At 67.6% G+C, this 21,832-nt stretch carries 27 protein-coding genes and 1 pseudogene; 17 read left to right on the top strand and 11 right to left on the bottom strand.

Annotated elements, in window-relative coordinates; all coding sequences use genetic code 11:
- Positions 1–59 precede the first annotated feature (59 nt).
- Both GGR11_RS15300 and GGR11_RS15295 read right to left on the bottom strand, forming a co-directional pair.
- Positions 60–458, bottom strand: coding sequence for a hypothetical protein (locus tag GGR11_RS15300; protein ID WP_246331925.1), 399 nt, complete (start codon positions 456–458; stop codon positions 60–62).
- A 55-nt stretch (positions 459–513) separates the two neighbouring features.
- Positions 514–1,164 (bottom strand): class I SAM-dependent methyltransferase, encoded by a 651-nt coding sequence (locus GGR11_RS15295; RefSeq protein ID WP_183198378.1) that lies wholly within the window; start codon positions 1,162–1,164, stop codon positions 514–516.
- A 127-nt stretch (positions 1,165–1,291) separates the two neighbouring features.
- Here GGR11_RS15295 and GGR11_RS15290 point away from each other — a divergent pair, with 127 nt between their 5' ends.
- The 3 genes from GGR11_RS15290 to GGR11_RS15280 are packed head-to-tail and all read left to right on the top strand — an operon-like array spanning position 1,292 to position 2,865.
- Positions 1,292–1,699, top strand: a complete 408-nt coding sequence (locus GGR11_RS15290; RefSeq protein WP_183198376.1) for a hypothetical protein — start codon at positions 1,292–1,294, stop codon at positions 1,697–1,699.
- Complete coding sequence (locus tag GGR11_RS15285) at positions 1,696–1,896, top strand: helix-turn-helix transcriptional regulator (protein WP_183198374.1); 201 nt, start codon at positions 1,696–1,698, stop codon at positions 1,894–1,896. The genes GGR11_RS15290 and GGR11_RS15285 overlap by 4 nt, the downstream gene beginning before the upstream one ends.
- Before the next feature lie 39 nt (positions 1,897–1,935).
- The gene (locus GGR11_RS15280) at positions 1,936–2,865 is read left to right on the top strand and encodes an alpha/beta fold hydrolase (RefSeq protein WP_183198372.1); all 930 of its coding nucleotides are present in this window, start codon (positions 1,936–1,938) and stop codon (positions 2,863–2,865) included.
- Here GGR11_RS15280 and GGR11_RS15275 read toward each other — a convergent pair whose 3' ends face one another.
- The 5 genes from GGR11_RS15275 to GGR11_RS15255 all read right to left on the bottom strand — a co-directional run bounded on the left by GGR11_RS15275 (position 2,866) and on the right by GGR11_RS15255 (position 7,238).
- The gene (locus GGR11_RS15275; RefSeq protein WP_183198370.1) at positions 2,866–3,699 is read right to left on the bottom strand and encodes a DUF3298 and DUF4163 domain-containing protein; all 834 of its coding nucleotides are present in this window, start codon (positions 3,697–3,699) and stop codon (positions 2,866–2,868) included.
- 11 nt (positions 3,700–3,710) lie between these two features.
- Positions 3,711–4,742, bottom strand: coding sequence for a UbiA family prenyltransferase (locus GGR11_RS15270; protein ID WP_183198367.1), 1,032 nt, complete (start codon positions 4,740–4,742; stop codon positions 3,711–3,713).
- A gap of 728 nt (positions 4,743–5,470) precedes the next feature.
- Positions 5,471–6,253 carry a GIN domain-containing protein gene (locus GGR11_RS15265; RefSeq protein ID WP_183198365.1) on the bottom strand — a complete coding sequence of 261 codons (783 nt, stop codon included), beginning with the start codon at positions 6,251–6,253 and terminating at the stop codon, positions 5,471–5,473.
- Positions 6,250–6,855, bottom strand: a complete 606-nt coding sequence (locus tag GGR11_RS15260) for a DUF1700 domain-containing protein (protein WP_183198363.1) — start codon at positions 6,853–6,855, stop codon at positions 6,250–6,252. The genes GGR11_RS15265 and GGR11_RS15260 overlap by 4 nt, the downstream gene beginning before the upstream one ends.
- Positions 6,852–7,238 (bottom strand): helix-turn-helix transcriptional regulator, encoded by a 387-nt coding sequence (locus GGR11_RS15255; RefSeq protein WP_183198361.1) that lies wholly within the window; start codon positions 7,236–7,238, stop codon positions 6,852–6,854. Before GGR11_RS15255 ends, GGR11_RS15260 begins: the two co-directional genes overlap by 4 nt.
- A gap of 274 nt (positions 7,239–7,512) precedes the next feature.
- On the opposite strand from GGR11_RS15255, the gene coxB reads away from it, so the two are divergent.
- The 12 genes from coxB (at position 7,513) to GGR11_RS15195 (ending at position 17,618) form a co-directional block, all read left to right on the top strand.
- Positions 7,513–8,559: a cytochrome c oxidase subunit II gene (gene coxB, locus GGR11_RS15250; protein ID WP_221205338.1), complete on the top strand. Its 1,047-nt coding sequence runs from the start codon at positions 7,513–7,515 to the stop codon at positions 8,557–8,559.
- A 15-nt stretch (positions 8,560–8,574) separates the two neighbouring features.
- On the top strand, positions 8,575–10,254 hold the full coding sequence (ctaD, locus tag GGR11_RS15245) for a cytochrome c oxidase subunit I (RefSeq protein WP_183198357.1): 1,680 nt from the start codon (positions 8,575–8,577) through the stop codon (positions 10,252–10,254).
- Positions 10,255–10,341: 87 nt separating this feature from the next.
- Positions 10,342–11,325, top strand: coding sequence for a heme o synthase (gene cyoE, locus GGR11_RS15240; RefSeq protein WP_183198355.1), 984 nt, complete (start codon positions 10,342–10,344; stop codon positions 11,323–11,325).
- Between the two features lie 3 nt (positions 11,326–11,328).
- Entirely contained in the window at positions 11,329–11,499 is a 171-nt protein-coding gene (locus GGR11_RS15235; protein ID WP_183198353.1) for a hypothetical protein, read from the top strand.
- The gene (locus tag GGR11_RS15230; protein WP_183198351.1) at positions 11,496–12,044 is read left to right on the top strand and encodes a cytochrome c oxidase assembly protein; all 549 of its coding nucleotides are present in this window, start codon (positions 11,496–11,498) and stop codon (positions 12,042–12,044) included. Before GGR11_RS15235 ends, GGR11_RS15230 begins: the two co-directional genes overlap by 4 nt.
- A 4-nt stretch (positions 12,045–12,048) precedes the next feature.
- Entirely contained in the window at positions 12,049–12,468 is a 420-nt protein-coding gene (locus GGR11_RS15225; protein ID WP_183198349.1) for an NUDIX domain-containing protein, read from the top strand.
- 264 nt (positions 12,469–12,732) lie between these two features.
- Positions 12,733–13,641, top strand: a complete 909-nt coding sequence (locus GGR11_RS15220) for a cytochrome c oxidase subunit 3 (protein ID WP_183198347.1) — start codon at positions 12,733–12,735, stop codon at positions 13,639–13,641.
- Complete coding sequence (locus GGR11_RS15215; RefSeq protein ID WP_183198345.1) at positions 13,638–14,033, top strand: DUF983 domain-containing protein; 396 nt, start codon at positions 13,638–13,640, stop codon at positions 14,031–14,033. Before GGR11_RS15220 ends, GGR11_RS15215 begins: the two co-directional genes overlap by 4 nt.
- Entirely contained in the window at positions 14,030–14,743 is a 714-nt protein-coding gene (locus GGR11_RS15210; RefSeq protein WP_183198344.1) for an SURF1 family protein, read from the top strand. The genes GGR11_RS15215 and GGR11_RS15210 overlap by 4 nt, the downstream gene beginning before the upstream one ends.
- A 50-nt stretch (positions 14,744–14,793) precedes the next feature.
- Positions 14,794–16,008: a M16 family metallopeptidase gene (locus GGR11_RS15205; protein ID WP_183198342.1), complete on the top strand. Its 1,215-nt coding sequence runs from the start codon at positions 14,794–14,796 to the stop codon at positions 16,006–16,008.
- 63 nt (positions 16,009–16,071) lie between these two features.
- Positions 16,072–16,629 (top strand): NADPH-dependent FMN reductase, encoded by a 558-nt coding sequence (locus tag GGR11_RS15200; RefSeq protein ID WP_183198340.1) that lies wholly within the window; start codon positions 16,072–16,074, stop codon positions 16,627–16,629.
- A 125-nt stretch (positions 16,630–16,754) separates the two neighbouring features.
- Positions 16,755–17,618: an alpha/beta hydrolase family protein gene (locus GGR11_RS15195; RefSeq protein WP_183198338.1), complete on the top strand. Its 864-nt coding sequence runs from the start codon at positions 16,755–16,757 to the stop codon at positions 17,616–17,618.
- A 97-nt stretch (positions 17,619–17,715) separates the two neighbouring features.
- Here the strand turns inward: GGR11_RS15195 and GGR11_RS15190 are convergent.
- A pseudogene (locus GGR11_RS15190) lies at positions 17,716–17,856 on the bottom strand (cold-shock protein); the annotation flags it as partial.
- 106 nt (positions 17,857–17,962) lie between these two features.
- On the opposite strand from GGR11_RS15190, the gene GGR11_RS15185 reads away from it, so the two are divergent.
- Positions 17,963–18,424 (top strand): hypothetical protein, encoded by a 462-nt coding sequence (locus GGR11_RS15185; protein ID WP_183198336.1) that lies wholly within the window; start codon positions 17,963–17,965, stop codon positions 18,422–18,424.
- A gap of 115 nt (positions 18,425–18,539) precedes the next feature.
- On the opposite strand, the gene GGR11_RS15180 is transcribed toward GGR11_RS15185, so the two are convergent.
- A complete protein-coding gene (locus GGR11_RS15180; RefSeq protein ID WP_008260410.1) occupies positions 18,540–18,752 on the bottom strand; it encodes a cold-shock protein in 213 nt (70 codons plus the stop codon).
- A gap of 237 nt (positions 18,753–18,989) precedes the next feature.
- On the opposite strand from GGR11_RS15180, the gene GGR11_RS15175 reads away from it, so the two are divergent.
- Positions 18,990–19,184, top strand: coding sequence for a hypothetical protein (locus tag GGR11_RS15175; RefSeq protein ID WP_008262034.1), 195 nt, complete (start codon positions 18,990–18,992; stop codon positions 19,182–19,184).
- 16 nt (positions 19,185–19,200) lie between these two features.
- Here the strand turns inward: GGR11_RS15175 and GGR11_RS15170 are convergent, their stop codons facing one another.
- Positions 19,201–20,379, bottom strand: coding sequence for a DUF1501 domain-containing protein (locus GGR11_RS15170; RefSeq protein ID WP_183198334.1), 1,179 nt, complete (start codon positions 20,377–20,379; stop codon positions 19,201–19,203).
- Positions 20,376–21,797, bottom strand: coding sequence for a DUF1800 domain-containing protein (locus GGR11_RS15165; protein ID WP_183198332.1), 1,422 nt, complete (start codon positions 21,795–21,797; stop codon positions 20,376–20,378). The genes GGR11_RS15170 and GGR11_RS15165 overlap by 4 nt, the downstream gene beginning before the upstream one ends.
- Positions 21,798–21,832 lie beyond the last annotated feature (35 nt).

Here is a 21,832-nt window from a genome sequence, read left to right as displayed (position 1 = left end):
CGTCCCCTGAGTCCCATCATGAAGCTAGGCCGGAACGCGGAGAGAAGGGAAGGGATGCGTCAGTTCGGCCGATCCAGCCAGTCATCGATCTGGGTCACGCCCTGGCGGGTCTGTTGGCGACGAGCGGCGGCGCCTTCGCGCAGGCTGCGCTCTTGGGCGACGTCATACAGGGGGCGGGCGGGGACGGCCGGCGATACGGTCGGTTCGCGCGCGGCCTCGATCTGCATCAGGCGCTGACGGGTTTCGATCTGCTGCTGTCGGGCCAGGGCGGCGTTGGCCTCGGATTGTCGCCGCAGCCGGTCGTTTTCATAGCGATGCTGGTCGGCGATCGCCGCAGGACCGCCGCCGGGATAGGCGCCGTAGGGCGCGGTGTAAGGCGGGACATAGGGCGGGGTTTGCGCCACGGCGCTGGAGGCCATGGCGGCGATCACTACGGAAAGGGTCGCGATCGGTCTCATGTTCTTGAAGATGGGCGGCGACGGCGCGAGGGGCAAGCGCGGCCGCGCCGTGACCTCACGGCATGGCCCAGACGGAGGACCGCTTGATTTCCAGGTCCTCCAGCTCTCTGGTCGTGGGCACGCTGTATTCCGCCAGGAAATCCAGGCCCGAGCGGGGAAAATAGGTGCGGCCGGGATCGCCGATCAGGACACGGGTTCCGGCGGCGCGGGCCTGGCCCAGCCAGGCCAGCACGGCCTCGGTCATCGGCTTTTCGTAGCAGATGTCGCCGGCGCAGATGACGTCCACGGCCGGCGGCGGGGCGTCCAGCAGATTGAGCGGAGTGAAGTCCAAGACCACGCCGTTGGCCTGGGCGTTGGCGGCGACGGCGGCCTGGCAGAAGGGATCGATGTCGGCGCACAGCACCGAGGCGGCGCCGGCCCGCATGGCCGCCACCCCGACCAGGCCCGAACCGGTCGCGAAGTCCAGCACCCGTTTGCCCGCCACCTCGTGCGGATGATCCAGCAGATAGCGGCTCAGCGCCTGCCCTCCGGCCCAGGCGAAGGCCCAGAAGGGCGGCGGCAGGCCCAATTCGCCCAGCTCCTCTTCCGTCATGCGCCAGATCGGCGTGATCTCGTCCGCCAGCCAAAGCGAGATTTCCGGTGCATGCGGCACGCTCTGAAGTCGCGTGTTGGCGCGGATGAAAGCGGCGGGATTGAGGACGGTCATGGCGGCACCCTAAGGGTGCGGGCTGCGTCGGCAAAGCACGGGATGAATGTGGGGCGCGCCTGACAAAAAGTCAGGTTGACATGACATGTAGTTGGTGTCAGGTTGTCCTTACACAAGGAGGTCCAAGATGTTTACTGCCTGGAGAAACGGAACGCCCGCGCATCGGCGTTATATCATTCGCACGATGGCGTTTTCCGTGCCCTATGTCGCGATCTGCATTTCGATGATGACCACAGACGCGTTCGACGAGATCATTGGCAAGCCAGTGGCGTGGGGGCTGGCGGCGGTGTTGTCAGCGCCGGTGATCGGTCAGATCTGGGCCACCCTTGCGCTGATGCGCGAGAGCGATGAGTTCGTGCGCGGCGTGACCGCCAAACAGTTCATCGTAGCGGCGGGCTTGGCGATGGCCGTGGCGACGTTCTGGGGCTTTGGCGAGACTTTCGCCGGGGCGCCTCATATCCAGACCTGGCTGATCGTGCCGTTGTTCTGGGCGATGTACGGCATCGTGTCGCCCTTCATAAAGACCAGCCGATGAAGAACCGTCTGAAACTGCTGCGCGTCGAGCGCGGCTGGACCCAGGAACAGTTGGGCCAGGCGCTGGGCGTGTCGCGACAGGCGGTGATCGCCCTGGAGACCGAGCGGCATGATCCGTCGCTGGACCTGGCCTATCGCATCGCCGCCGCCTTCGACCGCCCGGTCGAGGACATTTTCGAGAACCCGCACGCGGGCTGACCCCAAGGTCAGAATAACCTTACATTTGGAGAGACTGTCATGATGTTCGCGCATTGCCGCGCGCGCCCGATGCTGCGCGCCCTGCTTCTGGCCTCCGTGGTCGCCCTGTCTGCGGGCGGCGCGGCCTCCGCCGCCCCCATCCAGGCCCCGGCGGGCGCTCCGGCCTTTATTTCGGACCGGCTGTCGGTCGAGGTGGTCGGCGCCGGCCCCGATGTGATCCTGATCCCCGGCTATAGCTGCTCGCGGGAGGTGTGGCGGGCGACGGCGGATCGGCTGAAGGCGACGCACCGGGTGCATCTGGTCCAGTTGGCGGGCTTTGCCGGGGAGGCCTGGACGCATGGGGACGGACCTCTGCTGGAGCCGGCGGTCGAGGCCCTGGCGGGATATGTGCAGTCGGCGGGGCTGAGCAAGCCTGCGGTCATCGGCCATTCGATGGGCGGTCTGTCGGCCCTGATGCTGGCGCAGCGCCATCCCGAGGCGGTGGGGCGGGTGATGGCGGTGGACAATCTGCCCTTCTTCTCGGCGCTGTTCGGTCCCCAGGTGACGCCGGCGACGGCCCGGCCCTTCGCCGACCAGGCGGCCCAGGCTCTGCTGATCCAGGACGACGCCGCGTTGCGCGCCGCCCAGCAGCAGGGGGCGGTCGGTCTGGCGCGCGATCCGGCGACGCGGGCGGCCATGGTCGAATGGAGCCTGGCCTCGGACCGTCAGGCCCTGGCGACCGCCATCCGCGAGGTGATGACCACCGACGTTCGGCCCAATCTGGCGGCCATGGCGACGCCGGTCACGGCGCTGTACGCCTCCGACGCCGACGGCGGCGCGCCGGCCGCTATGGCCGACGCGCTGTGGACGCGGGAGTATGCGACCCTGCCCGGCGTCAAGCTGATCCGCGTCGACGGCAGCCGGCATTTCATCATGGCCGACCAGCCCCAGCGGTTCGCCGAACTGGTGGATCAGTTCCTGACCGACTGATCAGCCGTTCTTCGGCGTCACGTCCCCCGCCTTGACCGGCGCGCCGGCGAACTCGTCGGCGTAGGCGGGGTTCAGCAGGGAGCGGAAGACCGACTGGGGCAGGGCGATCTGGTAGGGGCCGTCCGAATAGGGGCCGATCTGATAGGCGCCCAGCAGGAAGGTGATCCCGCCCGCCTTGCCCGGCGTCGTGCCGGGCGTCAGGACGAAGGGGGTGGCGACGGCCTTGGGGCAGGTCCACATCTTGCCGCCCAGGGTCGCGGTCTCGGACCCCGGCGAGCGGGCCTGTTTGGCGGCGTTGGCCGCGTCGCACAGGGCCTTGTCCAGGCCGGACAGATCGACGCCGGGGCGGAACAGGTCGGCGAAACCCAGCCGCTTCTTCATCGCCTTGTCCCACAGGACGGCCGAGAAGCTGGTGTTGGGATGGGCGCCGCCGGTGAACTCGAAATCGGTGCGGGCCAGGCTGAACAGTTTGCCGGTCTCGGCGCCGGGGTCGAAGGCGATGGTCTTCTCGTAGCCGCCGGGGCCGCCGCCGGCCTCGGACAGGTCGGCCTGGGCGCCTTCGGAGAACTGGCGCAGGTCGCGCACGGCGGCGGCGTAGAGGGGGGCGTGCAGGTCGGGCTTGGACTTGATCGCGTCCGGCAGGGTCAGTTTGACCGTGGCGTACTGGGTCTTGGAGTCGAAACTCATCGGCGCGCCGGCTGCGGCCGGGTTGACGGGCGCGGGCGCGGCCGGGGCGGGGGCCGGAGCCTCGACCTTGTCGTCGCGGCGCTGACAGGCGGCGACGGTGGCCGCGACGGCGACGGACAGCAGCAGGATGCGAACGGAACGGTTCATGGGAGACTCCTTCACAGGCCGATGGATCCGAGGGCGAGGGCGGCCAGCAGGATGAAGCCGGCCTCTCGGTTGGACTTGAACAGTTTCAGCGCCAGGGCGCCGTCGGTGCGGTCGAGGCGGACGACCTGGCGGGCCAGGTGGGCGGCGTAGAGGCCCAGGCCCAGCCAGAACAAAGGGCCGAGGCCGGCCGACAGACCGACCAGGACGGCCAGGACCAGGCTGACGACATAGAAGACGGCGACGCCGGGACGCACGGCCGAAGCCAGGCGGCGGGCCGAGGATTTGACCCCGATCATGGCGTCGTCCTCGATGTCCTGCAGGGCGTAGATGGTGTCGTAACCTAGGGTCCAAAAGACGCCGCCGAGCCAGAGGAGGACGGCGGGGATATAGGCCTGCCAGACCAGGGTGACGGCGTGGTCGCTGTCGCTGGGGGCGGACCAGAGGAAGGGGCGGAACTCGCCCAGGATGTCGGCTGGCAGCAGCAGGGCAGCGGCGGCCAGGGGCAGGGCGGCGGCGAAGCCCATCAGGGCACCCCAGTTGAAGGTCAAGCCCAGCCAGGCCTGGGGCCACCAGGTGATCCGCTTCATGAAGGGATAGGCGGCGACCAGGGCCAGGGAGCCGACGCCCAGCAGGATGGCGACGACGGGCAGGGTCAGCAGGATCAGCAGGCTGATCAGGCTGCAGCCGACCACGAAGGCCCAGGCCTGTTTGACGCTGATCAGGCCGGCGGGAATGGGGCGCCGCGCGGTGCGGGCGACCTGGGCGTCGAAGTCGCGATCGACGATGTCGTTGAAGGCGCAACCGGCGGCGCGCATCAGACAGGCCCCGATGCCGAAACCGACGAACAGCCACAGGTCATAGAGGCCGGGCGCCTGCCGATACTGGGCCAGGGCCAGGACGATCCCCTGCCAGCCGGGCAACAGCAGCAGCCAGACGCCGATGGGCCGGTCGAACCGACCCAGCTTCAGCCAGGGCTTCATCCGCTGCGGCGCATGGCGGTCCACCCAGTTGGCGCCGGCGTCGGGAAGAGGGGCGGTGGTCATGGGCATGGCTTAGCGGGAATGAAGGGCAGGGTGAAGGCGTGACGAAACGCTCCGTCCCTTCGGCGGAGTTTGAGGCCCTTTGGAAGCGGAGGGCTGGGCGGGGCGCCGGGCCTTCGCCCGGAGTTTGGAGTGTTGAGTACCGTTTCGACGAAGGTTTGACGCCCCGCGCGGGTGGTTGGCCTGCAAGCTCGGGGCGCCGAGCGGTGGCGGTCTTATCGCCTAACCCCATAAGCCTGCGACGGGTCGGCAGGGTCTGCGAACCCTGTCCCGAGTGCGGCCGAGTATCCCCCTCGACCCTCCGGCGGCGCACCATGTGTCGCCGCCGGCGCGGGGGAGTTGCACCCCCGCTCCCGTTCCATCCGCTCTCGCCGCCGCAAGGTCGCAGGCCAAGCGAGCCCTCCAAGCGACGAGACCGGGAGTGATTATAGGGGGTGGGGAAACCCTGGCGCGGAAGTCGGGGCGAGAAACTGACAAGCTGTTGGAATTGCTGGAGTGAGACCAGCGTCATTGTGACAGTTGGGGCCGTTCGGGCCCCCTCCGTCTCGCCGGCTTCGCCGGCGATCCACCTCCCCCAAGGGGGGAGGATTTCGGTGTTCGCATTCCTCCCCCCTTGGGGGAGGTGTCGCGGCGCAGAGCGCCGTGACGGAGGGGGCCTGTAAGGTTCAGCCCCGCACCACGTTCATGCAGTCGCGGACCCTCCCCCGCAAGCGAGGGAGGGTCTGGTCCTTTCAGTTCTGATAGACGTCGCCGGAGCCGGCGATTTCGCTGGTCAGCTTGGCTGGACGGGTCGCCAGGCTGACGTCGCCGGAGCCCGCGATGCTCACCTCGACGTCGCCGGTGGGGGCGATGTCGGCGTCGCCGGAGCCGGCGATGTCGATCCTGGCGTCCTTGGCGTCCAGGGCCCGCAGATCGGCGTCGCCCGAACCGGCGATGTTGAGATCCAGGGCGTCGGTGCGGCCCGAGGCGGTGACATCGGCCGAACCGGAGATCGACAGGGCCATCGAGGGCTGGTCATAGGCGGTGATGTCCAGGTCGCCCGAGCCGTTGGAGGCGAAGCGGCGGACGTTCGGGGCCGTGACGACGACGCGCAGTTCGTCGCGTTCCGACCGGGCGGAGAAGTTGCCGCTGTCCCAGCCCCACACGATCCGTTCGTCGCCGTCGCCCAGGGACAGGCGGCCGTCGGTCAGGGTGACGCGGTCGGTCAGCCCCTTGGGACCGGTGACGACCACGGTGTTGGCCGGGCCCTGGACATATTCGACATTGATGCTGGATTCGACCGTCAGGGCCTCGCCGCCGGTCCAGGCCAGGGTGCGGGTGGTGAAGGGGCCGAGATCGTCGGTCCCGCCGCCCTTGATCCGTTCGAAGCGGATCGACTCGCCGTCCCGGTCCTTGATGGTCCAAGCCCAGCCGTGGCGTTGCAGGTCGTGGCCGCCGAGGGCGATGGCCCCGCCCAGGGTGACCATGCAGAGCACCAGGGCGGCGCCGGCGATGATGAACAGTGTGCGGATCATAGCGAGCCTCCGGTGCTCGTCGTTTCGGACTGGGTTTCGGATTGGGGTTCAAGCGCCGGCTTCAGCAGCCGGTAGTGCAGGCGGGCGAACCAAACGATGCCGTTGACCAGCCAGATGGTGACGATGGTCAGAAGGGCGCCGATGAAGACGGCCCCGGCCATCAGGCCCAGACCCATCAGGATGGCGGCGAACGGGCCGCCGGGGAAGCCGGCGAAGGGACCGGCCACCATGACGCCGCCGCCCGAGATGAACAGGGCGATGGCGGCGATGAAGAAGCCGAAGATGGTCCCGATTACGCCCATCAGAATGGGCAGGAGGATCAGGATGTCGATGGCCCCCAGGCCCAGGACGGCGAAGACGGCGGCGGCGGCGGCGGAGGGGTTCTTCTCCTGACGCCAGCGCTGGATCCCGGCCTCGGCCTTCAGTTCGCGGGCCAGCCGGCCCGGATCGCCCAGAGCGGCGGCCACCTCGGCCTCGGTGCGGCCGGCGGCCAGGCCGTCGGCGAAATGGGTCTCATAGTCGGCGATGATGTCGGTCGCCGTGGCGGTCGGCAATCCGACCAGGCCGCTTCTGAGACGGGCGATGAATTCCGCGCGCGTCATTGTTCCTCTCCCTCCGGTTGAGTGTCGGCAGCCTGGGGCTCCGGCGTCTGGATCGTGGTTGCGTCGTTCGCCAGGACGGCGTCGACCGCTTGGGTGAAGGCCGACCATTCGACGGTCTGGGCGGCCAGGGCCGTCCGTCCGGCGTCGGTCAGGCGATAATATTTGCGGGACGGGCCGGACGAGGATTCGACCAGATAGGTCTCGACCTGTCCGTCCGACTGCATCCGCCGCATCAGGGGGTAGATTGTGCCTTCCCCCATATCGATCGCGTCCGACAGACGGCTGGCGATTTCGTAGGCGTAGCTGTCCGCCCGGTTCAGGAGCGCCAGGACGCACAGTCCCAGAACCCCCTTCTTCAGCTGTATCTCGATGGTTTCTGTCACCTCGATCTCTCCTCTGATGGGGATTGACTACGACAAGGTACCTTGTGACGCAAGGTACCTGTTTAAACATGACGAAGGTTTAATCCAACGCGGTTCGATGAGGGGGCGGACGGGTTTGGGGCGAGTTTGCGGCGGATGGAGCGCCGGATCGCTTGGCAAGCGAAGGGCGATCCGATAGGGACTCAAGGAAGTGACGGGTGGAGAACATGCCCGCGCGAAGACTTGAGATTCGTTCTCAAGTCTCTGCTGAAAAACGATATTGTGGGGACTTCGTATGGGAATGGGGACGCGAGCCCTGGGAAGAGCGAAGGCAGGAGCGACGGCGGCGACGACAGCCGTCGGGATCGCCCTGTTCTCCGCCGCGCCGACGTGGGCGCAGGATCTGATGGGCCAGCCGACGCCGGGCGGCATCGATCTTCAGCCGGCCGCCGCGCCGCTGAAGCACGACGCCATCTGGTTCCATGACATCGTCCTGATGCCCGTCATCACCGGCATCACCCTGCTGGTGCTGGGCCTGCTGGCCTGGATCGTGTTCCGCTACAACAAGAGATCCAATCCGACGCCCGCGCGCTGGAGCCACAACACCACGGTCGAGATCATCTGGACCGTCCTGCCGGTGGTGATCCTGGTGGGGATTTCGCTGTTCTCCTTCCGCCTGCTGTTCGCCTATCACGACATGCCCGAGCCGGACCTGACGGTGAAGGTCACGGGCAACCAGTGGAACTGGGCCTACGAATATCCCGACCAGGGCGTGGCCGAATATATCTCCAACATGGTGCCCGAGGCCGAGCTGGCCGAGCGCGGTCTGTCGCACAGCGTCTATCGCCTGGCCGCCGACGAGCCGATGGTGGTGCCGGTCGGCAAGACGGTGCGCCTGCTGATCACCGCCTCGGACGTGATCCACGCCGTGGCCCTGCCGGCCTTCGGGCTGAAGACCGACGCCGTGCCCGGCCGGGTCAACGAGACCTGGTTCAAGGCCGAGCGTACCGGCGTCTTCTACGGCCAGTGCTCGGAACTGTGCGGCGTCGACCACGCCTTCATGCCGATCCAGATCAATGTCGTGACCCAGGCCGAGTTCGAACGCTGGATCGCCTCCAAGGGCGGCTCCATGACGCCGAAGACGGCCGAGGCCGCGCCCGGCGGAACCACCGCCCAGGTCGAGGCCGGCACGACCGGCGCTCCTGTGGTCGGCACGGCGACGACCGGACCCGAAGCCGGCGCCCAGACCGGCGTCCCCACCGCCCAGACGGCGACGACGCCGACTGCGCCGACCGTTCAACCCGCTCCCGCCGCGGCCTCCGCCGCGCCGGCCGCCCAGTAAGAGGCGAGCAGTTCCATGGCTGACGCAACCGTTTCGACCCGCGACGTCCTTCCCGCCCACGACGCCCACCACCACGACGATCACAAGGTGGGCTTCTTCACGCGCTGGTTCCTGTCCACCAATCACAAGGACATCGGCACCCTGTATCTGATGTTCGCCATCATGGCGGGCATCGTGGGCGGGGCGCTGTCGGGCCTGATCCGCTGGGAGCTGGCCGAGCCGGGAATCCAGATCTTCAGGGAAGGCTCGTCGATCCAGCTTCTGGGTCTCGTGGAGCAGTCCAAGCACGGCTATAATGCGGTGGTCACCGCCCACGCCCTGATCATGATCTTCTTCATGGTCATGCCCGCCATGATCGGCGGCTTCGGCAACTGGTTCGTGCCGATCATGATCGGGGCGCCGGACATGGCCTTCCCGCGCATGAACAACATCTCCTTCTGGCTGCTGGTCGCCGCCTGGTGCCTGTTGATCCTGTCGATGTTCACCGACGGCGGGCCGGGCAAGGGCTTCGGCGGGGGCTGGACGGCCTATCCGCCCCTGTCGACCACCGGCCACGTCGGCCCCGCCTTCGACCTGGCCATCTTCGCCCTGCACGTGGCGGGCGCCAGCTCGATCCTGGGGGCGATCAACTTCATCACCACGATCCTGAACATGCGGGCGCCGGGCATGACCCTGCACCGGATGCCGCTGTTCGCCTGGTCGGTGCTGATCACCGCCTTCCTGCTGCTGCTGTCGCTGCCCGTCCTGGCCGGCGCCATCACCATGCTGCTGACCGACCGTAACTTCGGCACCCACTTCTTCGACCCGGCCGGCGGCGGCGACCCGATCATGTACCAGCACCTGTTCTGGTTCTTCGGCCACCCGGAGGTCTACATCCTGATCCTGCCGGGCTTCGGCATCATCAGCCACATCGTCTCGACCTTCAGCCGCAAGCCGGTGTTCGGATACCTGGCCATGGCCTACGCCATGGTGGCCATCGGCTTCGTCGGCTTCGTCGTCTGGGCGCACCACATGTACACGGTCGGAATGAGCGTGAACCTGCGCGCCTATTTCATCGCCGCGACCATGATCATCGCCGTGCCGACGGGGGTGAAGATCTTCAGCTGGATCGCCACCATGTGGGGCGGGTCCATCAGCTTCAAGACGCCCATGCTGTGGGCGATCGGCTTCATCTTCCTGTTCACCGTCGGCGGGGTGACGGGCGTCGTCCTGTCCAACGCCGGCATCGATTACAGCCTGCACGACACCTATTATGTCGTGGCCCACTTCCACTATGTGCTGTCGCTGGGCGCCGTCTTCGCCATCTTCGCGGGCTTCTACTACTGGTTCGAGAAGATGTTCGGGGTGAAGTACAACGAGTTCCTGGGCGCGACCCATTTCTGGATCATGTTCGTGGGTGTGAACCTGGTGTTCTTCCCGCAGCATTTCCTGGGCCTGCAGGGGATGCCGCGCCGCTACATCGACTACCCGGACGCCTTCACCCTGTGGAACCAGATTTCGTCGATCGGTTACGCGATCACGGCCGTGGGGGTGCTGGTCTTCCTGGTCATGCTGGCCGAGGCCGCCATTCGCCGCCGTCCGGGCGTCGCCAATCCGTGGGGCGAGGGCGCCACGACCCTGGAGTGGACCCTGTCGTCGCCGCCGCCGACCCACCAGTTCAACGAACTGCCGGTGGTCAAGGGCGACGAGCACTGATCCCGGGCTGACATCCCGAACGGCGGGCCGCTCTTTCCACGGAAGGGGCGGCCTTCTGCTTTGGGGTATGCTATGCGGCCCTCACCCATGACACCCGAACCCATGACCCAGGACGTCCAGACCCGCCCCGCGCTCTCGACCGCCCAGCCGGAAGACTTCTTCCAGCTGCTGAAGCCGCGCGTCATGTCGGTGGTGGTCTTCACCGCCGCGACCGGGCTGGTCATGGCGCCGGGGTCGATGAACCCGCTGGTCGCCGCCATAGCCATCCTGTGCATCGCCGTGGGCGCGGGCGCCGCCGGGTCGCTGAACATGGCGCTGGAGGGCGAGACCGACGCCCTGATGCGGCGCACACGCGGCCGGCCGGTGGCGGCGGGGCGTGTCCGAAAGAATGACGCCATGGCCTATGGCGTCATCCTGAGCCTGTTCTCGGTCATGCTGCTGGGGATGAACACCAACTGGTTTGCGGCCGGGCTGCTGGCCGTGACCATCGTCTATTACGCCGGCTTCTACACCCTGCTGCTGAAGCGCAGGACGCCCCAGAACATCGTCATCGGCGGGGCGGCGGGCGCCTTTCCGCCAGTGATCGGCTGGGCGGCGGCGACGGGCCAGGCGCCGTGGCAGGCCTGGCTGCTGTTCCTGATCATCTTCCTGTGGACCCCGCCGCATTCGTGGGCCCTGGCCCTGTATTCGGCCGGCGATTACGCCAAGGCGGGCATACCGATGATGCCGGTGGCGCGGGGCGCCAAGTCCACGCGGTTGCAGATCATGATCTATTCGCTGGTCTTCATCGCCTCGGCCGTGGCCCCGGCCCTGGTGGGCATGGGCGGGCTGATCTACGCCGTGGTGTCGGTCGCCGGGGGGCTGGGCTTCCTCGGTTTGGCCTGGCGGCTGTACCGCTCGCGCGCCGGGGACGAGCCGGACAAGGCCGACACGGTGGGACGCGAGGCCGCATTGTATGATGTGAAGGCCCAGGCCAAACCGGCGCGTGACCTGTTCGCCTTTTCGATCCTGTATCTGGTCGCCCTGTTCTCGGCCTTCCTGGTCGAGGCGGTGGCGGGCCTGGGAGCCTGAACCATGCGTCTGAGCCCTGAGGAACTGCGCGCCCGCAAGCGGCGCAACGTCTGGATCGCGACGGCCCTGGTGGCCTTCATCGTCCTGATCTTCACCACCACGGTCCTGCGCCTGCAACAGAACCAGGCGGCCGAGCGCGCCCTGCTGCAAGAGGCGACGGGGGCGCCGCGATGAACAATCCCGGCCGCAAGAACCTGATCGCCATCGTCTGCGTCCTGGGCGTGATGGGGATGACGGGCGCGGCCTTCGCGGCCGTGCCGCTGTATCGGATGTTCTGCCAGGTCACGGGCTTCGACGGCACGGTGCGTCGCGCCGACAAGGCGCCGGACACGGTGCTGGATCAGACGGTGCTGGTTCGGTTCGATACAAACGTGCGCGGCCTGCCCATGACCTTCCGCGCCGAACAGACGACCCAGAGGGTGCGGATCGGCGAGACGGGCCTGGCCTATTTCGACGTCACCAACACCTCGGACCAGCCGATCCAGGTGCGGGCCGGGTACAATGTCGTGCCCGAATACACCGGCCCCTATTTCCAGAAGCTGCAATGTTTCTGCTTCTCGGATCAGACCCTGGCGGCGGGCGAGACGCGCCAGTTCCCGATGCAGTATTTCATCGCCCCCGAACTGGCCACGGACCGCGAGGCCAAGGGCGCCCGCGAGATCACCCTGAGCTACACCTTCTACCCGTCGGTCGACGCGCCGACGGGTCCGAACGCCTGATTCGATGGCCCGACCGGGCGTGGATTTCCCTGGCGTGGGCTGTGGGCTGGTGATCCAGCGCGCCGATGGCTGGGTGCTGCTGTGCAAGCGGCTGAAGGCGCCTGAGGCGGGACACTGGAACATCGTCGGCGGCAAGGTCGATCACATGGAAATCTCCGCCGAGGCCGCGCGTCGCGAGGCCGAAGAGGAGAGCGGGCTGAAGATCGGCGCGATCGAATTCCTGTGCCTGTCGGAAGAAATCATTCCGGCGGACGGCCAGCACTGGGTGTCGCTGATCTATGTGACGCGGGACTTCTCCGGCGAGCCGCAGCTGACCGAGCCGGACAAGCTGTCGGAGATCGGCTGGTTCGATCCGACCGATCCGCCGCAACCCTTGTCGGTGTTCTCGAAGACGGCCTTTGAGGCCCTGAAGGCGCGGGTGTAGCGCCACAACCCCGTCACCCTCGGGCTCCCCGAGGGCCCACGTCTAGTGCGATTACAAGCTGTGGAGTTGAGACACCGGACCCTCGCCCGACCTGAGGTGCGGCGGACAGGTGGGCCCTCGGGACGAGCCCGAGGGTGGCGCGTTTGGGAGCAGCCCGGAGATCGCGGCGGAAACACGGCGGCGCACTGGCGCGACGCAAAAGCGGCGGTTATAGCTGGACGCATAAGGCGAGTTCATCGCCAGCCCAATATAGAGATGAAACGCATGGCCGACGCGCACGCCGCTCCGCACCACGACTATCACCTCGTGCCGCCCAGTCCGTGGCCGCTGCTGTCGTCCATTGCGGCGACCATCATGTTCATCGGCGCCGTGATCTGGATGAAGGGGCTGGCGCCGGCCGAGAACGGGCCGATCGCCGCCAACTTCCTGGCCGAGGGCAAGCCGGGCGTCTTCTTCGCCGGTCTGGCGGGGGTTCTGCTCTCGGCCATCGGCTGGTGGTCGGACGTGATCAAGGAATCCAAGGCGGGCGACCATACGCCGGTCGTCTCGATCGGCCTGCGCTACGGCATGATCCTGTTCATCGCCTCGGAGGTGATGTTCTTCGTCGCCTTCTTCTGGATGTTCTTCGACATGGCCCTGTTCCATGAATCGCGGGCCCTGACGCCGGAAGTCGGGACCTGGGCGGACACGGCCAAGGCCTGGTCCACCTGGCCGCCCAAGGGGGTTGAGGTTCTGTCGCCCTGGCAGCTGCCGCTGCTGAACACCGTCACCCTGCTGCTGAGCGGCTGCACAGTCACCTGGGCCCACCACGCGATCCAGGTCGGCGACCGCAAGGGCGCCAAGATCGCCCTGGTCATCACCGTGGCCCTGGGCGTCTTCTTCACCAGCGTTCAGGCCTACGAATATCAGCACATCCTGCACGAGCATCTGTTCTTCAACGAGGAAGCCGCCAACTCGGGCCTGTATGGGTCGATCTTCTTCATGGCGACCGGCTTCCACGGCTTCCACGTCCTGATCGGCACCATCTTCCTGGCGGTCTGCCTGATCCGCCTGCTGGCCGGCGATTTCACCCCGCAGAAGCATTTCGGCTTCGAGGCGGCGGCCTGGTACTGGCATTTCGTGGACGTGGTCTGGCTGTTCCTGTTCGCCTTCGTCTACGTCGTCTTCGGTTGATCCCGGACACCACCGACAAGATCGAGACGGCGGGGGACGAGGGATCGTCTCCCGCCGTCGCCGTTTCCGCCGTGCGGGCGGGCCTTAAGGGGCGGTGCCCGCGCTGCGGCCAGGGGCGGCTGTTCGCCGGTTTCCTGAAGGTGCGGGCGGGATGCGAGGCCTGTGGGCTGGACTACGCCACCATCCAGACCGGGGACGGGCCGGCCAGTTTCATCATGCAGATCGCCGGCTTCCTGGTCGGGTTTTCGGCTTTGGCGGTGGAGATCAAATTCCATCCGCCCATGTGGCTGCACCTGATCGTCTGGCTGCCGCTGGTCGCAGCCCTGTCGCTGGCGCTGATGCGGCCGGGGCGGGGGCTGATGATCGGCCTGCAGTACAGGAACCAGACATGAGGCGGTTTCCCTGGATATTGACCCTGCTGACGGTCGCGGCCTTGGTCCTGCTGATCGGTCTGGGCCTGTGGCAGGTCGAGCGGCTGAAGTGGAAAGAGGGGCTGATCGCGTCGTCCGAGGCGGCGGCGGCGAAACCGCCCGCGCCGCTGGAACAGGTGCTGGGGGCCGATCCGGACGGAGGCGATCTGGAGTTCCGCAAGGCGTTGATCGTCTGTCCGGGGCTGGCGACCGCCCCCTATGTCGAGCTGCAGTCCATCCATGACGGCGTGGCGGGGGTGCGGCTGATCTCGGCCTGCCGGCCCGTCGATGCGGATTTCAGCCTGCTGATCGACCGGGGCTTCGTGGCCGACGAGATTTCGGGCCGGCCGCGCGTGGCGGAGTCCACCCTGCCGCTGGTGCTGATCGGCGAGTTCCGCCGCTTCGATCCGCCGGGCGGCATGACGCCGCCCCCGACGAACGGCCGCTTCTATGGCCGCGACACGGCGGCCATGGCCAAGGCCCTGGAGGTCCAGGGGCCGGTGCGGCCCGAGGCGGTGTTCGCCGTCAGCCCGACCAATCCCGAGTTCGGCGCCCTGAAGCCGTCCGCCCCGCCGGCGGCCTTTTCCAACAATCATTTCGGCTACGCCCTGACCTGGTTCGGGCTGGCGATTGTGCTGGCGGGCTTCTATGTGGCCCTGCTTCGAAGACGCCTGAAGAAAGACACCCCCTGACCGCCACCCTGCACACCCTGTCCAACGGCGTTCGCGTCATCTGCGACCCCATGCCCGGCCTGAAGACCCTGGCCGTCGTCGTCACCGTCAAGGGCGGGGCGCGGTGGGAGGCGGAGGATCGTTCCGGCTGGTCGCACCTGCTGGAGCATCTGGTGTTCAAGGGCGCCGGCGACATGGCCGCGCGCGAGATCGTCGAGCGGATCGAGGCCGAGGGCGGCACGATCAACGCCTCCACCGGCTATGAGCGCACCAGTTTCGAGGTGCGGGGCCTGGAAGGCACCCTGGCGCTGAACCTGCAGGTGCTGTCGGACCTGGTGTTCCGCCCCACCCTGGATCCCGCCGAGATCGAGCGCGAGAAGGACGTGGTGGCCCAGGAGATCGCCGAGGCCTTCGACACGCCCGACGACCATGTGTTCGAGATGGTGCAGACGCGCGCCTTCACCGGCCAGCCGCTGGGGCGGCCGATCCTGGGTTCGGTCGACAGCCTGAAGCCCGCCGACAAGGCCAGCGTCGAGGCCTGGCGCGCGCGGCTCTATTCACCCGACCGGATGGTGGTGTCGGCGTCCGGCGCGGTGGAGGAGGGCGAGCTGCTGGCCCTGGCCGAGCGCTGGTTCGGCGACGCGGTGGCGACCCCGGTTCCGGCCCCGTCGCCGGCGGCCTTCGTCGGCGGGCACGCGACCCTGACGCGCAAGATCGAACAGGCCAATCTGGTGTTCCAGCTGCCGGCGCTTTCGGCGACCGACCCGGCCCTGTCGTCGATGCGGCTGTTCGGCGAGATCCTGGGCGGGGGCATGGCCTCGCGCCTGTTCCAGAGCGCGCGCGAGGAGCGGGGCCTGGCCTACGCCATCGACGCCTATCAGGAGCCGTATGAGGATACGGGGGTGCTGGGCATCTATGCGGGCGCGGCGGCGGATCGGGCGAAGGAGCTGGCCCAGGTGGCGGCGGGCGAGGTGCGGGCCCTGGCCGAGACCGGGCCGACCGAAAAGGAACTGTCGCGAGCCAAGGCGGTGATGAAGGCCGGTCTGTGGATGTCGGACGAGAATCCGATGAGCAGGGCTGGCCGCAACGCCGCCCAGACCCTGATCTTCGGCGCGCCCCGGTCCAGCCTGTCCATGACCGAACAGCTGGAGGCCCAGACGGTCGAGGACGTGCGGGCGGTCGGCGGTCGGATCCTGGCGGGCGGCCAGGCGGCCAGCGCCGTGCTGGGGCCGAAGTCGGCGGCGCCGGCGGGGGAGGCGTTCGCGGCGGCCTTGTTCAAGGCCTGACGGAACGTCGAGCGCGCGCATCGGTTATGCTGGCGCTTGAACCCGTCCAGCCCGGAGACTCCCATGCCCGTCCGCGTCGCCCTGATCGTCGGCAGCCTGCGTAAAGGCTCCTATTCCCGCGCCATCGGGCTGGAGATGAAGGCCCTGGCCGCGCCCGAGCTGGAGCTGGAGTTGATCGAGATCGGCGACCTGCCGCTGTATAATCCCGACCTGGATACGGAGACGCCGCTGGCCGCCTGGTCGCGCTTCCGCGAGGAGTTGGCGACGACCCAGGCCGTGCTGTTCGTGACGCCGGAATACAATCGCTCCATCCCCGGCGCACTGAAGAACGCTCTGGACGTCGGCTCCCGCCCCTATGGCCAAAGCGTCTGGGCGGCCAAGCCCGCCGCCATCGTCAGCGTCTCGCCCGGCGCCCTGGCCGCCTTCGGCGCCAACCACCACCTGCGCCAGCCTCTGGTCTTCCTGAACATGCCGACCATGCAGCAGCCCGAAGCCTATATCGGCAATGTCGCGGGCCTGCTGAACGAGGAGGATGGGACGCTGAAGAACGACGGGACGCGGGAGTTCCTGAAGGGGTTCATCGACGCGTTTGCGGGGTGGATCGAGAAGACGAAGGGGTGAGCTTACCGCCGATTTAAGCGCGTGAAATCATTGTCATGAGCAAACGGTAAGCTGTACCTTTACGCCCGATATGCCACTGAGCCTTGGACTGCCTCTTGTTCGCTCTTGCGGGTTGAGAGCGGAGTTTGAACAAGGACACGTATGACATGAAGGCTTTGATGATCGCGCTTGGGGCGGCTCTGCTGCCTGGCTTGGCCCTGGCCCAGGAAGCGCCCCGGGACGTTTCGATACCTTCCGGCGACGCCGCCATGTCGGCGCGGCTGCTGCAAGGCGTAGGCGAAGGCGCACGGCCGGCCGTCGTGCTGTTCAACGGTTTTCCCGCCGGACCGAATATCCCACGCATCGCCACGGACCTGCAGAAGGCCGGTTACACGGTGCTGCTTCCCCAGTATCGCGGCACTGGCGCGTCCGGGGGCGCGATCAGCCTGCAACATTCGCGCGAAGACGGGGCTGCGGCCGTGGCCTGGTTGAAGACCGATCCGGCCAGCGGTGTGGACGCAACCAAGATCGGCGTGATCGGTGTGAGCTACGGCGGTTGGGTCGCTTTGCAGACGGCGGCGGCGGACCACAGCGTGCGCTGCGCCGTTGCCTTGGTTCCCGCCGACATGGGCGTGATTGGTGCGCGTTGGGGCGCGGATGCGGACTATCGCGCGGCCTGGAAGACGGATCTGGACAGCTTCGCCGCCGAGCCTGAGACGACGCGTTTCGGCCCCGACGGCGTGGACGGCTTCATGAATGCGATCACGCGCGACGCCGCCACGTCCGGTCTGGCGCAGCGGGCGGCCGATCTGGCGGATCGTCCGATCTTCGTCGCCGGTGGTCGCAAGGATCCGGCAGCGCCATTTACGGACCACTATGCGCCTCTGGTCGAGGCGCTGCGTGTCGCCAAGGCGCCGTTCGCCGCGCTGGAGTTTGACGGCGGGCACAATCCTTCAGAGGCCTCGGCCGCTGCTCAAAGCTTCATCGAGCGGACCTGCTTCGGGCGATAAGCGGGCGGCGGACTATGGTCCCGACCGGGACCTGCCCCAATTGAAAACGGCGGCTCCTTTCGGAGCCGCCGTCGCCAAATCAGCTGTGAAGCTGAAATCAGCCGATGGTTTGCAGCTGGCCAGCGGATTCCTTGCCCGAACGCTTGTCGCGTTCCTGCTCGTAGGAAACCCTCTGGTTTTCATCCAGGCCGCGCAGGCCAGCGCCTTCGACGGTGGAGATGTGGACGAAGACGTCCTTGAGTGTCGGGTTTAGCATCGATGCCGTAAGCCCCCTTCGGACGACCCATATAGGGATCGTTAAACCTGTCCAGATATGCGTAATTTCAACTCAGGGGGGAGTGGGTATGGGCCTGGTGACTTGGACGGCGGTGTTTGCTCTGCCCAACCTTCGTGACGCCCCGGAGGACGTGGCGGCTTCGCTTAACGGTCTTATCGGCGCTGACCTTCAAAGAAAGGTGAGGCCACTTCTCGCCCAATCGGGCTGGAACTTCGAGGAAGCATGGCCTGAAGACCACGGGTGGCACTCAGAGGCTGCCGTCATTGATGAGGGCAAGACCATCGTCGCCTCTTTCGTGACGAGCCCCGAGGTTGAAACGGTCGAGCCGAATGATCGCGCTCCAGATGATCGTTGGCGTATCGTTATCGGCCTTGACGTCGGCATGTTCGCCAAGACGAAGGCCCGCCGGTCTGATCTTCTTCGCGCCCTTGCCCGAGACGCGGAAACGGCTTGCTGCACGGCGGGCGCGAGGGGGTTCGTCTGGGAGTATGGCGGATCTGAAACTTCAGGTCTCGCCAAGGCTTGGTAGCCACTTTCGTGATCCGGTCGGCCGATACATTTTCGTTCGGCATCAATCGACGCCCCAATTGAAAACGGCGGCTCCTTTCGGAGCCGCCGTCGCCAAATCAGCGGTGAAGCTGAAATCAGCCGATGGTTTGCAGCTGGCCAGCGGATTCCTTGCCCGAACGCTTGTCGCGTTCCAGCTCGTAGGAAACCTTCTGGTTTTCATCCAGGCCGCGCAGGCCAGCGCCTTCAACGGCGGAGATGTGGACGAAGACGTCCTTGCCGCCGTCGTCGGGTTGGATGAAGCCGTAACCCTTGGTGGGGTTGAACCATTTGACAGTGCCGGTAGCCATTTTGAGACCTCCGTTAGAAGTTGACCGAGGGAACGTCCCTTCGGCCTGTCGGGTCTGAATGGGAGCGGCCTTGACTCGTGCGTTCGCAGAGAGAGTGGGCGTTACGCAGAGAGATCGACGAAGTCTATGTACTCAGGTCTTTGTGACAAATGCAAGCGCGGCCGCAACAAGGATTTTACAGCCGATGGAACGGTCCAGCTTGGAGCGCGTTAGATTGGTACACGCAAAGGCTCTACCATGAACCGCATCCACGTTGTGGAGCGCGCCTACCAGCTCGCCCGCACTCCTGACTGTCTGAACACCGGCGACGTCGTCAAGGCCCTGTCCGCAGAAGGCTATTCCGGCGCCGAGATGTCCCATTTCCAGGGCAGCTCCATCCGCGCCGACCTGAACCGCATCTGCAAGATCCCGGTCGAGACCGAAGTCGCCTGATCAGGCCACCCCTAGATCAGGCCAGCCCGCCCAAGGTCGGCGCCTCGGCCGCGCTGTCGGGGAAGACTCGGGTGTCCAGGGCCGCGCGATCAAGACCCATATGATCGCGCAACAGGCCCTTGAACACGGATCTGATGTCCAGGGTCGGGGTCAGGTCGCGACCTTCGAACAGGCGATTGTCCGCCAGGGTCGGCCAGTCGCCGATCAGGCCGCCGGGCTTGAGCCCGCCCCCCGCCAGCAACAGGGACGACCCCGTGCCGTGGTCCGTGCCCTGGGTGCCGTTGGCGCGGGCGGTGCGGCCGAATTCGGTGGCGACGACCACGATGGTGCGGGGCCACTGGTCGGCCAGCCCGTCCTTCAAGCCTGAAATCAGCTGATCCAGACCGGTCAACCGCGTCTGGAGCTGTGCGCGTTGACCGGCGTGGGTGTCCCAGCCGTCCAGGGAGACAGCGACGAGGTCGGCCCCCTCGGCCCCCGTCATCAACCTGGCGACGGCGCGACCCAGGGCCTCGACGTCGTTGCGGCGGACGGTCTGGCCCGAACCGTCGGCGACCAGGGCCTCGGTCGCCAGGCCGCGCGCCAGGTTCTGCCCCAGCATCGGATCATCGACATAGAGGTCCTGCAGCAGGGAGGCGATCCGGTCCTCGCCCCTGACGCGGCCGCCCGGCGCCCAGCTGGAGACGGGGGCGTCGCCGCGCAGGATCAAGGGCGTCTGGGCGCCGATCGACAGGCCCTGCAGCCGCGCGCCGCCCGCCGCGACAATGGCGCGGTTCAGCCAGCCGTCCTCGCGTTGGCGCAGCGCCTCGCCGCCGTTCTCGAGGATGTCCTGGGCCTCGAAATGCGAGCGGATTCGCACCGGCAGGGCCACGGCGGCGGCGAACCGCATCTGACCCTGTTCATGCAGTTGGTGCAGCCCGGCGAGGGCGGGGTGCAGGCCGAACCCTTCGGCGAGATCCAACGCCCCGTTCGGTTCGCCCGGCGCCGCCAGCGCCAGGCCGCCGCGCAAGGGGACATAGTCGGGATCGGCGTAGGGAATGGTGACGGACAGGCCGTCCATGGCGCCCCGGGCGATGACCACCACCAGTTTGGCGCGGGAGGAGCCGGTCTGGGCGGCGACACGCCCGGCGAAGGCCAGGCCCATGCCGGCGGTCGCTGCGCCCAGCAGGGTGCGGCGGTCGAGGGTGAGACGGGTCATCGGCGCTGGAACTCCGGCGACATCAGGAGAAGGGTGAGGGCCTCGGTCCGGCTTTCGGCGCGGGCGACGGCGAGGCGCGTGCGTTCGGACAGCCGGTCGCCCAGGGCGTCGCGCGCCGCGGCGGCGATGTCGGCGGTCCGGGCGGTTTCGGCGGCGGTCCGCGCCCAGTTCAGGCGTTTGACCAGGGCGTCGGGACCGGCCCAGTCGGCCGCCGTGTCGGGCCAGCCCTCGGGCGACGGCGCAGCGAACGGGGGCTGGCCCATTTCGACCAGGGCCTGACGCAGGGGTTGGATCCGCTGGGGCGGGACGTCCAGGGCCCGATGGGTTGAGACGATGAACTCGTAGGGCGTCTTGATCTTGGTCGGCTGGGGCGTCCAGGTCTCGGGCGCCTCGATCAGGGCGCGCGCGACCTGGCCCAGGTCGCCGTCGGATCGGGTCCAGGCCCGCTCCAACCGCGCTACAAGCGTTTCGGGCGGCGTGTCCGAGACGAAATGGGCCGCGATCCGGCGCGACAGACGCCGGGCCGTGGCCGGATGCCGGGCCAGGTCCCGCAGGATGGCCTCGCCTTGGGCCGCGCCCCTCTGCACATAGGTCCGGCCCATCACGGTGCGGGGGCCGGGTTCATGAATATTGGCGCGGAAGACGAAGCCGTTCGGGCCGGGTTCAACCGCCAGGGCCGCCCGGCGGGCGCGGTCCCTTCCGGGAGCGGCCTGGCGATCCTGAGGCCGGGGGATCGACCAGCCGGTCAGGGCGCGGGCCAGTTCTGTGACGTCGGCCTGAGTATAGCCGGCGTCGGCGCCCACGGTGTGAAGCTCCAGCATCTCGCGGGCCAGATTCTCGTTCAGGCCGACCTTGCGTCGCGTCCCCGCCGGGCTGTCCGGCCCGGTTGACCGCGCCTGGTCGAGGTACAGAAGCATGGCCGGATGCTGTTCGGCGGCGACCACCAGGTCCGCGAACCGGCCGAAGACGTTCGGTCGGACGGCCTCGCGCTCATAAAGGTCGATGAAGGCGCCGCTGTCGAACTTGACCGCCGACACGGTCAGGGCGTTGGCCCAGAACAGGGCCCAACGCTCGGCGAATCCATCCGCCGTCGTGGCGCCCAGTCGGGCGCGCGTCAGAAAGGCCTGGGCGGTGTCGTCGGTGAGCGCGCGACGGGCCGCCTGGCGCGCCGTCCGCACCGCCTCGGCGTCCGCAGATGCGCCGGCCCGCTGGCCCCGATCGCCCTGATAGTCGAGGAAAGCCGCCATTCGCTGGCCGGAATCAGCGAAGGGGCCGGCCGGTTGAGGCGCGCCTTCGGGGCGGATCTGGTCCAGGGCCCAGGCGCGCGGATCGGCCGCGACGCGCGCGATCTCACCGGGGCGGGCGCCGAGGCCCAGTCGGGTCACGGCGATGGCGGCGTCGGTCGAAGATGCGGCCATGAAGGGCTCCTGATCGTCGGTCTCAGTGTAACGCC

Origin of the sequence: Brevundimonas mediterranea (genome assembly GCF_014196125.1) — a bacterium.
Taxonomy (GTDB): Bacteria; Pseudomonadota; Alphaproteobacteria; order Caulobacterales; family Caulobacteraceae; genus Brevundimonas; species Brevundimonas mediterranea.
The sequence above is the reverse complement of the archived record's forward strand: the minus strand, read 5'-3'. Positions and strand labels throughout refer to the sequence as shown.